10 protein-coding genes and 1 tRNA gene are annotated in these 11,019 nt (G+C 38.1%); 4 read left to right on the top strand and 7 right to left on the bottom strand.

Translation table 11 applies throughout. The features are described 5' to 3' along the window. Nucleotides 1–830: 830 nt before the first annotated feature. The 3 genes from trmL to queG form a co-directional block, all read right to left on the bottom strand. Complete coding sequence (gene trmL / locus LC095_RS25235) at nt 831–1,313, bottom strand: tRNA (uridine(34)/cytosine(34)/5-carboxymethylaminomethyluridine(34)-2'-O)-methyltransferase TrmL (protein WP_102228173.1); 483 nt, start codon at nt 1,311–1,313, stop codon at nt 831–833. A 68-nt stretch (nt 1,314–1,381) separates the two neighbouring features. Beyond that, nucleotides 1,382–2,278 (bottom strand): amidase domain-containing protein, encoded by an 897-nt coding sequence (locus LC095_RS25230; protein ID WP_226530710.1) that lies wholly within the window; start codon nt 2,276–2,278, stop codon nt 1,382–1,384. A gap of 362 nt (nt 2,279–2,640) precedes the next feature. After that, nucleotides 2,641–3,786, bottom strand: coding sequence for a tRNA epoxyqueuosine(34) reductase QueG (gene queG / locus LC095_RS25225; RefSeq protein WP_226530709.1), 1,146 nt, complete (start codon nt 3,784–3,786; stop codon nt 2,641–2,643). A gap of 91 nt (nt 3,787–3,877) precedes the next feature. Here queG and LC095_RS25220 point away from each other — a divergent pair, with 91 nt between their 5' ends. After that, nucleotides 3,878–4,540: a B3/4 domain-containing protein gene (locus LC095_RS25220; RefSeq protein ID WP_226530708.1), complete on the top strand. Its 663-nt coding sequence runs from the start codon at nt 3,878–3,880 to the stop codon at nt 4,538–4,540. Between the two features lie 110 nt (nt 4,541–4,650). On the opposite strand, the gene LC095_RS25215 is transcribed toward LC095_RS25220, so the two are convergent. Continuing rightward, nucleotides 4,651–4,724 (bottom strand) — tRNA-Gly (locus LC095_RS25215). Between the two features lie 312 nt (nt 4,725–5,036). Between LC095_RS25215 and LC095_RS25210 the strand changes: the two genes are divergently transcribed. Further along, nucleotides 5,037–5,345: a hypothetical protein gene (locus LC095_RS25210; protein WP_051475632.1), complete on the top strand. Its 309-nt coding sequence runs from the start codon at nt 5,037–5,039 to the stop codon at nt 5,343–5,345. A gap of 78 nt (nt 5,346–5,423) precedes the next feature. On the opposite strand, the gene LC095_RS25205 is transcribed toward LC095_RS25210, so the two are convergent. Further along, complete coding sequence (locus LC095_RS25205; protein ID WP_226530707.1) at nt 5,424–5,693, bottom strand: hypothetical protein; 270 nt, start codon at nt 5,691–5,693, stop codon at nt 5,424–5,426. A 395-nt stretch (nt 5,694–6,088) separates the two neighbouring features. On the opposite strand from LC095_RS25205, the gene LC095_RS25200 reads away from it, so the two are divergent. Continuing rightward, a complete protein-coding gene (locus LC095_RS25200; protein ID WP_226530706.1) occupies nt 6,089–7,690 on the top strand; it encodes an MDR family MFS transporter in 1,602 nt (533 codons plus the stop codon). A gap of 251 nt (nt 7,691–7,941) precedes the next feature. On the opposite strand, the gene LC095_RS25195 is transcribed toward LC095_RS25200, so the two are convergent. Then, nucleotides 7,942–8,607: a hypothetical protein gene (locus LC095_RS25195; RefSeq protein ID WP_226530705.1), complete on the bottom strand. Its 666-nt coding sequence runs from the start codon at nt 8,605–8,607 to the stop codon at nt 7,942–7,944. 263 nt (nt 8,608–8,870) lie between these two features. Continuing rightward, a complete protein-coding gene (locus LC095_RS25190) occupies nt 8,871–9,995 on the bottom strand; it encodes an ROK family transcriptional regulator (RefSeq protein ID WP_226530704.1) in 1,125 nt (374 codons plus the stop codon). A gap of 222 nt (nt 9,996–10,217) precedes the next feature. Between LC095_RS25190 and LC095_RS25185 the strand changes: the two genes are divergently transcribed. Further along, a complete protein-coding gene (locus tag LC095_RS25185) occupies nt 10,218–10,994 on the top strand; it encodes an SDR family oxidoreductase (RefSeq protein WP_226530703.1) in 777 nt (258 codons plus the stop codon). Nucleotides 10,995–11,019: the final 25 nt, after the last annotated feature.

Genomic DNA, 11,019 nt, shown 5'->3' with positions numbered 1-11,019 from the left:
TCCAGGCTATCACGCCCGCCCCTCAATGTAAATTCGAAATAATCTTGCTCACCATACACATTTTTAAAATAAATTGAAAACCATTGTTGACACTTTTACACAAGAATAAGGACTTGACTGGTCTCGGTCCTACTTTTGTCTTTCATACCCCTGATGAAAGACATTTCATTTGGTCTCGGTCCTACTTTTGTCTTTCATATCCCTGATGAAAGACATTTCATTTCGTCTCGGCCCTACTTTTGTCTTTCATACCCCTGTTGAAAGACATTTCATTTGGTCTCGGTCCTACTTTTGTCTTTCATACTCCTCATGAAAGACATTTCATTTGATCTCGGCCCTACTTTTGTCCTTCATACCCCTGATGAAAGACTTTCAAGTAGCCGCCTGCACTCCTTTTGTCTTTCATCCCCCTGATGAAAGACTTTCAATTGGCCGCCTGCACTCCTTTTGTCTTTTGTACATTTGATCAAGACATTTCGCATAGCCTCGACCCTTTCGCTTCCAACTCTTATGAAAGAAACTTCAAAACTCAACCCATTTCCTTAACGAAAAAATTGGTTACGCATTCACATCAACTTCTGATTGGGTTATAATAATACTAGCTAGAAGAGGGAAACTATACATAATAGGTATCCTTAACTTTGAACAATTCAAGGAGGTAAACCGATGGGTTTCATTCTCATTTTAGGTGTTAGCTTAGCATTCCTTACGGCAATTTTTACAGCTGGCTACGAGTCAAAGCCGGGCGTAAAAAAATAAGAACACAAATAGGGAGATTCACGTGATTGATCTTTTATAAAGATCTGTATCACGTGAATCTCCCTTGTTTTTTACGTAAGACCAGGATAATTTTGTTGTCTTAATGCTTCATAAATTAAGATCGCAGCTGTATTTGACAGGTTTAAGGACCGAACTTTGTCTGTCATTGGAAGACGCAGGCATTTGTCCATGTTTGCTTGAATTAAGTCTTTTGGCAGTCCTGTTGTTTCTCTTCCGAAAACAAAGAAATAATCTTTTTCTACATCACTGTAGTCAAAGGTTGTATGTGGTTGTTGACCGAATTTTGTTAAGAAGAAAAACTCGCCTGATGCGTATTTTTCAAATAATTCATCAAGTGAATCATGATACACAACGTTCACATATTCCCAGTAATCCAATCCGGCTCTTTTTAGCATTTTGTCATCTGTTGAAAAACCCAGTGGACGAATTAAATGTAGAGTTGTATTTGTTGCAGCACAAGAACGTGCAATATTTCCAGTATTTGCTGGAATCTCTGGTTGATATAGTACGACATGTAAAGCCAATTTTTTCACCTCATCTAAGTCTGTAAAAGGGATACGTGTTCCCTGTTAATGTTAATCCACTAGTCATTATACCATTGTTACTTCGAACTCGTATCATCGAGAATCCGAAAAAATGCATATTTGATATTTGGTGTATAGGCAGTTGAATCTTCGTAAGCCCAATAGCGCATTCGGCTATTATAAGTTTGTGCATTTACTAATGGCATATTCTCTTCATCCTTAGCAACAACAAATGTTGTATGGTCAAACCGTCCATCCCCTTGAAAATCATAGCAAATAACATCACCAGGCATTAGCTGTTCAGGAGAAGAAACAACTTCTGCTCTTAAGCCGGTTCTGGAATTAGACAAAAATGTCTTCATGGAATGGGCAACAGTCCAGCTGTAGCTCCAGTTATTCGATTGCATCCACCATCCATTTGAGCGATTCGGATAGCCCCTCATCCTGGCTCCGCCAGCATGTAAGCATTGAGAAATAAAGTTCGTACAGTTCACATCAAAGTTTTTGTATTGAGGATTGCTGCTATTCCACCACCGTTCGGCATATTGTACAGCAGCCATACGGTCGTAACGAAAATCAGTTTCTTTGTTTCTCAATTCTTCAGATACCGGGATATCTGAAATATCTTTTTCTCCTTCAGATGTGACTAATTGATCATCTACAAGCTCATCTTGATAGAAGCTTGCTTTTCGATATTCGATTCTTTCTTCAAGGTAAAAGAGGTCTTTCTGTTTATGTAACCATTTATTGTGACAGGCGTATATTGCTTCTTTAAAATGGTCTGTTCGTTTTTCCAGGTTTATGATTTGGATTTTTGAGTTTCCTTTGATAATTTCTGTTTTTCTTTTTTGAGCAGATTGTAGCTTTCTTTCAATTGCTTGTAATTCTTGGTCATTTCGTTCGTTTTTTATGTGTTTAGCATTTATGAGCATTTGAAGTCGGGCTTCGCTTATTTTTGTAAGTTGTTGTTTCACGTTTTTGTCACCACCATATTTTGTCGTTATTACAGGATATGAAGTGACTGATTGGAAATAGTCGTGATTTAACTGTTTTCACAAACTTTGTTGCTTATAAAAAAGTGCTCAGTAATAATTTGGGTTGATTTCCGTTGCAAGTACTCGCTTTCCGCGTGCGGTCTCTGGAGCCTCCTCAGTGCTTTGCACTTGCGGGGTCTCCATCAACACGCATTCCCGCAGGAGTCTCGCACCTTCCACTCCAATCAACAACCTTTGTAAAATGTTACTTGGTAAAAGCATTATTCATGTCAAATAGCTTTTTAAGTAAGCTAAAAAAAACAAAAAAGGCGAAACATCTACGTTAAAGTAGAAATTCCCCCTTATATCCCCGCTTTTTCAGCTAAAAAAGACAAACCTTTTTCAATTTCTTGTTTAACCTCATCATCCTGCTCTTTTTCGAGGGCCTTTCTTAATTCGGGTTCCATCGTCGTGTCACCGATTTTTCCGATGGCCCATGCGGCGGTTCCTCTTATGACAGGTCTTGGGTCTTTGTGCATGACTTGGACTAAGTCTTCAAGAGCTGTTGTGTCTTTGTAATGAGCAAGTGCCAGGATTGCATTTCGCTGGAGGGGTTTTTTGCCTCTCCATGAACCAGAGATATGACCGAACTTTTCCTTAAATTCCCGGTTACTGATCGTTAATAACGGCTTGAGTTTCGGCTTTGCGATTTCAGGATCGGGCTCCATTTCTTCGTGAAAATGAAAATCCTTCCCTTTATTGATTGGACAGATCGTTTGACATGTATCACAACCATATATTCGGTTACCGATTTTTGTTCGATATTGTTCAGGGAGAAATCCTTTTGTTTGGGTGAGGAACGCAATACACTTAGTTGAATCGAGCTGTCCACCTTGAACAAGAGCTCCTGTTGGACAAATATCCAAGCACTTTGTACAGCTTCCACATTGGTTTTCAATCGGTTGATCTGGTGTAAAAGGAATATTTGTAATCATTTCCCCTAAATAGACATAAGATCCAAACTCAGGTGTAATAATCGAGCAGTTTTTCCCACTCCAACCAATACCGGCTCGTTCCGCCACTGCACGATCAGATAGTTCACCTGTATCGACCATTGATTTCATCTGTACATCAGGCAGCTTCTCTTTTATAAAAGCTTCTAATTTCGTCAAGCGATCACGTAGTACATCATGATAATCTTTTCCCCACGATGCACGGCAAAAAATACCCCGGCGGTCTTCTTTCGTACTTCTGGGAGCATGTTGCATTTTGGAAGGATAGGCCAACGCAATGGATATAATCGAGCTTGCTTTTGGCAGCAACTTTATTGGATTCACACGTTTTTCAATATCTGATTCCTCAAAGCCTGATTGATAGCCCAGTTCCTGTTGGGTTACTAGACGCTGCTTTAGTTCTTCAAACATATCCGCAGTTGTAAATCCGATTTTATCAATACCGATCTGTTTACTGTATTCAATCACTTCTTTTTTCAATTGTTCGATGTTCATTGTCTTGCCCTCCTTTCTAAAGACTTATATACAGAAACATCCACTCACACTATGGTAAAATAACTAGACTATATTGTGGAGGTATAAAATGATGGAAATTACGGTTCAGGACCAATTAAAACAGCTCATTCCTGATTTTAAAATAGCTATTGTGCACTATCAAGATATCCAGGTAGGAGACTCCCCACAAATGTTAAAAGGGAGATTACAATTGTTTCAAGAATCTCTTTTCTTTGATTATGAAGATAAAAAAGTGACTGAGATCCCTGCGATTCTTGAATGGAGGAAAATTTTCAAATCCATCGGAACAGATCCAAATCGATATCGTCCATCAAATGAGGCACTATATCGTCGCGTTCAAAAACAGCAATTTCTTCAGCCTGTTAATTCTGCTGTAGATTTAAATAATTTTCTTTCGTTACAGTATCGCATCCCACTAGGAGTTTATGATCTGGACAAGCTTTCAGGTCACATAACAATCAAAATCGGATCTGAAGACGATTCCTATATAGCAATGAACGAACGGGACGTTCAGTTAACGAAAAAATTACTATCATCTGATAACGAAGGAGCATTTGGCAGCCCTTATGTTGATTCAAAAAGATCTGCTGTTTCAACTGCTACAACTAATGCCCTTCATATCGTTTATTTACAGCCATCCATGCCTCATAATGAAGCTGATCAGCTTTTACAAGCATTGTCTACAATGTTTACACAAATACATGGTGGCACTGCGTCTTATCAAATTATTTAGTTTATTTATAAAGGAACTCTTTATTAAGGGGAGTTCCTTTTTATTACAATTAAAAAACGCAATGCATCGTTTATCTAAGAAACGAGACACTGCGTTGTAAGCAATATGTATGGAGCGGGTGAAGGGAATCGAACCCTCATCATCAGCTTGGAAGGCTGAGGTTTTACCACTAAACTACACCCGCAAAACATGTAATTTATTATAACAAATCATCTTTCAAAAATCAACAAGATTATTGAAGAATTTTGTCGAAACAAGTCGATAACAGTCGTAAAAAGTTACTTTATAAGTATAAGTCTTGTCTCATAAATAATCAAGCGTTTTTTATTAATTTATTACCTTTTTTATACTTTTTATTCATGTTTCTTTTCTACATTTTCCTTCATTAATAGACAATATCTAAACTGATGCCCATTCTTCCTAAACATATTCCCCGATTTCCCGATCTTCACATATAGTACAGAGTAAATCATTAACATTTGGGAAGGATGGTAGCATGAGATATAGAAATGGACGCTTTGGATTTGGTGGTGGCTATGGAAGCCCTGGATATAACTATCCGGGAGCAGGTTATGGTTATAATGCTGGTCAAGGCTATCCTGGTTCCGGATATGGATACCCTGGATATGGTTTTGGCGGTGGCGGCTACCCGGGGTATGGCTATGGCCCAGGATATGGTCCGGGTTTTGGGGGTTATGGATTAAATCCGCTTACGACAGGTCTTTTAGGCTTTGGCGCAGGTCTTCTCGGCGGAGCTGTTCTTAACAATAATGATGGTCCATTTCGTGGGTACTATTACTACTGATATAGATTTTTGAACTTTTGACTGCGGGAGACGGTTGCATTCATTAATATTGGAGGCAAGCGTTTCTTGGCAGTTTTGTTAAAAAAATTGAAACATACCTAAAATGGCTGCCCCTATACTAATTCCCGTCGCGATAATCCATTTAATTAATTGCAGATGACTTTGATAGATTTTACTGTCAATTTCTTCTTGTGACGCAATCTTTTTTTCCATCAAGATCTTGTCCACTACGACACGTACATCATTCTCATCCAGATGATTTGAATGAAATTTTTCAAAATGTTCAAGTTGTTGTTCCAATTCATCGATTCTCTGTTCAAGTTCACGCAGCTTATCTGTTTCCTTCATATTCATCATCCTTCTCTACCTTTTTTAATATGTATATTCTATATAGTAGAAAAAGGAGTAAGCTCGTGTAGCTATTACATGAATAAATGATGAAATTCATTAGAAAAGCGCAAGCGCCTTGAACAGCCTAGGGCAAATAAGACGATTTAGAATAGAAGACGTTCATTGTCTTATGACCTCGAGGGCTAGGCGGTGGAGCTAGACACCTACACTAAGTAGAAAATTATATACTTTCCGAAAATAATAGTTGACTTCATGAACAATTTTTTCTAGTATCGGTATTCTAGGGTAATGAATTTTTAAAGATGCATACATATTTATGGGTAAAATACATCTCTAAGAGCATCCTTACGTAAGGTACACTATCTTTTTAAAGGGGAAAGAGGAGGAATGTTATGGAACATTTGGAGAACAGGCAAAAGGTTCTGATTATGATTGCCATCATGTCTGCAATGTTTTTTGCAGCTGTGAATATGACAATTGTCGGGACAGCTTTACCAAAAATCGTCTCTCAAATCGGGGGTATGGAGTACTTTGACTGGGTTTTCACCGTCTATATGTTAACTTCAACAATTACGGCGATGTTAGTTGGTAAGCTTTCCGATATTTACGGAAGAAAAATCTTTATTTTAATCGGTATTGGAATTTTTATGATCGGCGCATTTTTATGCGGAACTTCTGATGATATTATTCAACTTATTATGTATCGCGGTCTTCAAGGATTTGGCGGCGGGATGATCATGTCTTCTGCGTTTACAACAGTTGGTGATTTATTCAGCCCACGTGAACGGGGAAGATGGCAGGGATTACTTGGTGCTGTGTTTGGATTATCAAGCTTATTTGGACCAACTCTCGGCGGTTATATTGTTGATAACTTCGATTGGCATTGGATTTTTTGGGTGTTCCTCCCAATTGGTTTTTTCGCGTTTGCCTTAATCTTGAAACTATACCCTTCACAAAAAGCAAAAGAAAAAGAACCAATTGATTTTCTTGGATCTATTACATTAACAATTACGATTGTCTCATTATTATTAGGCTTCACTTGGGCTGGAGATAAATTTGAATGGGCATCCTTTCAAATCATAGGCTTATTTTCATTAACACTTATCTCCTTACTTGCCTTTATCTTTATTGAACTAAAAGTAAAAAGTCCTGTGCTGCCGCTTTATCTTTTTAAAAACAGTGTTTTCACCGTTTCAAATATTGCGGGGATGCTGATGGGTATGGGCATGTTCGGAACGATCATGTATGTTCCTTTTTACGTTCAAGGGGTACAAGGCGAATCAGCAACAGTATCGGGCCTTGTTGAGATGGTCATGACCATTGCGATGGTTTCATCAAGTATCCTTGTCGGTAATTTAATCACAAAAACAGGGAAATATAAAATCTTTGCTTTACTTGGTTTAATCATCATGGCAATCGGCTTAATTCTAAATTCCACATTACAGGTGGAATCGTCCCTAACAAGATTAATCCTTCAACTAATCGTTGTCGGAATTGGCCTTGGAGTCAACATGCCTGTCTTTAATATTACTGTCCAAAATGCGGTCAGTCATAAATATCTTGGAGTTGCAACCTCTGCTATGCAAACATTCAGGCAGATTGGTGGAACCGTTGGTGTTGCATTACTCGGTTCTGTGATGGGGAACAAGATGGCGAATGAGCTTTCGTCTACTACACAAGTAGAAAATGCTCCAACCCCACCGCCGGAAATGGCTGAAACAATGTCACAACTGCAAAATCCACAAGTATTAATGGATTCTGAAAAACTAGAAAGCATTCAATCAGAATTACCTGCTGACGTGGCACCATTCTTTGAACAATTTATTCAAGTGTTAAAAGAAGCCTTAAACACTTCATTAACAACTGTCTTTACTGTAAGTGCAGGTATTATCGGATTGGCCTTTATTGTGACACTTTTCTTAAAGGAAATTCCTCTCAGAACAACTAATAATGATGAGGAAGAGAATCAGGAAGTCGAAGTTGAGAGATCTTAAACTAGCAGAAGAGGATGTGCGGGTTGCACATCCTCTTTTTACGGCCAATTTTAGCATAAATATCTGTTTATGCAGTTTCAAACCCTGTAAGCAGGAGTAATGTGGAATTTTTGCAGATTCCCCCAACTTTTTTGCACCTTTCAAACTATATTTGTAAGTTCACTCACCTTCTTGCAAATTCTCATTTTATTTTGCAAATCCATTAAAAAGAGTCTGACCTCCACAGTCAGACCCCTTACTTATCTATCGTTTTATTCCTCATTTGTCTCTACTTCCACATCTGCTCCTGCAGCTGCGGCTTTTTCAAGGTCTGCCTGTAGTTCTGCTTCACTTTTTATTTCTTCTTCTTCCTCAGTTTGATTGAACACCTGGTCCCAATCTTCTTTAGGATCGAACATTCCTTCTTCGAGTGTATAATCATTTAAAATAATATGAAGTTCAAGAAGAGTTTTGTAAACACGGTATATATTCTTCTGACTCTCGAAAGGACTAGAAGCTTGGTTGATTTGTATTAAAACCTGTAACAGGTCTTGGCTTATTGAATCACTGGCTTGTTCAGGTAAAAGTTCATCAATTTCCACTGCACGCTGATGCAGCTCTTCCTTAACACTTTCTGAAACCCAACTATCTGAATAATTATCTTGTGGTCCATTTTTTCTTGCATTTACAAAGTAAGAACCATTGACGATTTCTTGGAAATATTCGAATTGGCTGGCTACAAGCTCTTTTGCTTCTTCTTCATTCAATGCCTCAGCAGCAGCTTTTACCTCTCCATCTACTTCAGCCATTGTTTCCACTTCTGCCTCTGTCGAACCTTCAGTCGTTAACTCTTCATTATCTTTAGAAGGATTTAACAAATACAAACTAACACCAATTATTATGATAGCAATAGATCCTAGTATGATTTTATTTCTCAATTTTTGACATCCTTTCTAATGACCCTTCGTATATCGTAATACATTTGGAAGAAAAATCAACTGTTTTGAAGAAAAGTTGCATTAGTTGTAAGATTTAACATGGTTTTGTAATAAGTGTCGTGCTGGTTAATTGGAGCTCCAGGTTACTCGCTTTCCGTGAGTGGGCGGTGATCCTCCTCAGCGCAGGAGCTTGCGGGGTCTCGCATATCCGCCTCCAATCAACCTAATTAAAAAGACTTCAACTAAATTAGTTGAAGTCACAATTATATCGCACTCAAAAACCCCTTAATAAACGGAATTGCTGCACCTATTGGAACTCCATTTTCCGGTGAACGGCTGATATGGATGAACGGGTCTTTACTTGGAAAAGCTGTTTTTTCATTGATTTTTTCATGCAGAAGGTCTACATCACTTTGCTGTAAATAAGGAGAAATATGCCCGCCTAGAATAAATTCTCTGTTAATGACTAGATGAATGTTGTTGATAGAGTAGGCTAGGTGGTCTAAAAAAGCGTTCCATCTTTCAACAAAGGAAGGTGTACCTGAACGAAGTTGTTGAAAGAAACCATCTAAAGATTCATCCTCTTCTAAAAGTGCGGTAACTGAACAATAGGTCTCCATACATCCTTTCTTCCCGCAATAACATGATGGACCGTTAGGATCAATTGTCATATGTTCAACTGTACCACTATGGCCCTCTTTCCCCATCTCAATTTGACCATTCAAGATGATGGCTCCACCTAGATGCATCCCGATCGATAAATAGATGGCATCACCAATATCATTTCTCATCCATAGCTCAGTTGTTGCTGCTCCCTTTGCATCATGGACAAACATGCAAGGATAATCGAGATATTTTGTAAAAACATGAATATTTACGCCGGTAGAATTTAAGATTTTTCCATAAGTGATGCTTTGCCCATCTATTGAGGTTAGAGCTTGTACTGAAAACCCGATACCTAGAACCTGTTCCTTTTCTACTTGAAGGCCTGAAATAAAGGACTGAACTTTATAGCTTAACTCCTTATAGTAGCTTTCTTCATTAGCATAGGCCAGTGGCAGCTCTGTTTTCTGAAAAGTACCGCCAAGCAAATCGATCGCCAATATTCTCACTTTTTTCTTTTGAATCTCTACGCCAATGCTGATTCGGGCTTGAGGACATATAGCATAAGCAGTTGCTCGTCTTCCCACCGACGATTCAAACTGTCCGCTTTTTTCAATTAGTTTTTCTTTCTCTAAACGAACTAGATTTTGAGTGACAGTTGGTAAGCTCAGACGTAACTGATTCGCGATTTCCTGCTTTGAAAGCTTTCCATTTTGATAGATAAGATGATAGATCGATGAATAATTGCTTTTTTTAACATCTTTAAGTGTGATGCTTTGATCCATATGAATACCCCATTAAACAAAACGTTTTTATAAAAATACTTTATTTAAATTAATTAAAATATATCATAAAAACCTTTACAAAAACAACTTTGGCAAGATACTTCTTGCCATTTTTTCATTTTATTCATGTTGACTGTGACAGAAAAAGGATTTATTATATAAATTAATTTTATAAAGTGTTTTTACAAAATAGATTTATATAAATTGAGAGGAGCAATTAACATGGGGATTATTGAAAAAATGCGACTAGATGGTAAAAAGATTTTTGTGACTGGTGGAGCAAGAGGAATTGGGAAAAGCGTAGCAACTGCCTTTGCTGAAGCTGGCGCAGATTTAGCCATTGTTGACTTAGATATTGAAGAAGCAACGAAAACAGCTGAGGAGCTGGAAAAAAACAATAAAATTAAAGCGATTGCAATTCAAGCAGATGTGACAAAGCCTGAAGATGTTGACAATATGATGGAGAAAATTCTTGATACGTTTGGCCGTTTAGATGTTGCCTTCTGTAACGCAGGAATTTGTATGAATATTCCAGCGGAAGAAATGACATTTGATCAGTGGAAAAAAGTCATTGATATTAATTTAACAGGTGTATTTTTAACAGCACAAGCTGCAGGAAAAGTGATGCTAACGCAAGGTAGCGGATCAATTATTAATACTGCGTCAATGTCAGCTCATATCGTGAATGTGCCACAGCCGCAATGCTCTTATAATGCGTCAAAAGCAGGTGTTATCCAGCTAACAAAATCACTTGCAGTTGAATGGGCAACAAGAGGTGTACGCGTGAATTGTATCAGTCCGGGTTATATCGGAACAGAATTGACATTGAATTCCCCTAGCTTACAACCATTAATTCAACAGTGGAATGAGATGGCACCGCTTAAACGCATGGGTAAACCTGAGGAACTTCAATCAATTTGTGTGTACCTTGCAGGAGACACAAGCAGCTTTACAACAGGTTCCGACTTTGTCATAGACGGAGCATTTACTGCTATTTAACAGTCTACTAGAATGTGATTTTTTG

The sequence above is a fragment of the Metabacillus niabensis genome, from assembly GCF_020524345.1.
GTDB lineage: Bacteria > Bacillota > Bacilli > Bacillales > Bacillaceae > Metabacillus > Metabacillus niabensis_B.
The sequence above is the reverse complement of the archived record's forward strand: the minus strand, read 5'-3'. Positions and strand labels throughout refer to the sequence as shown.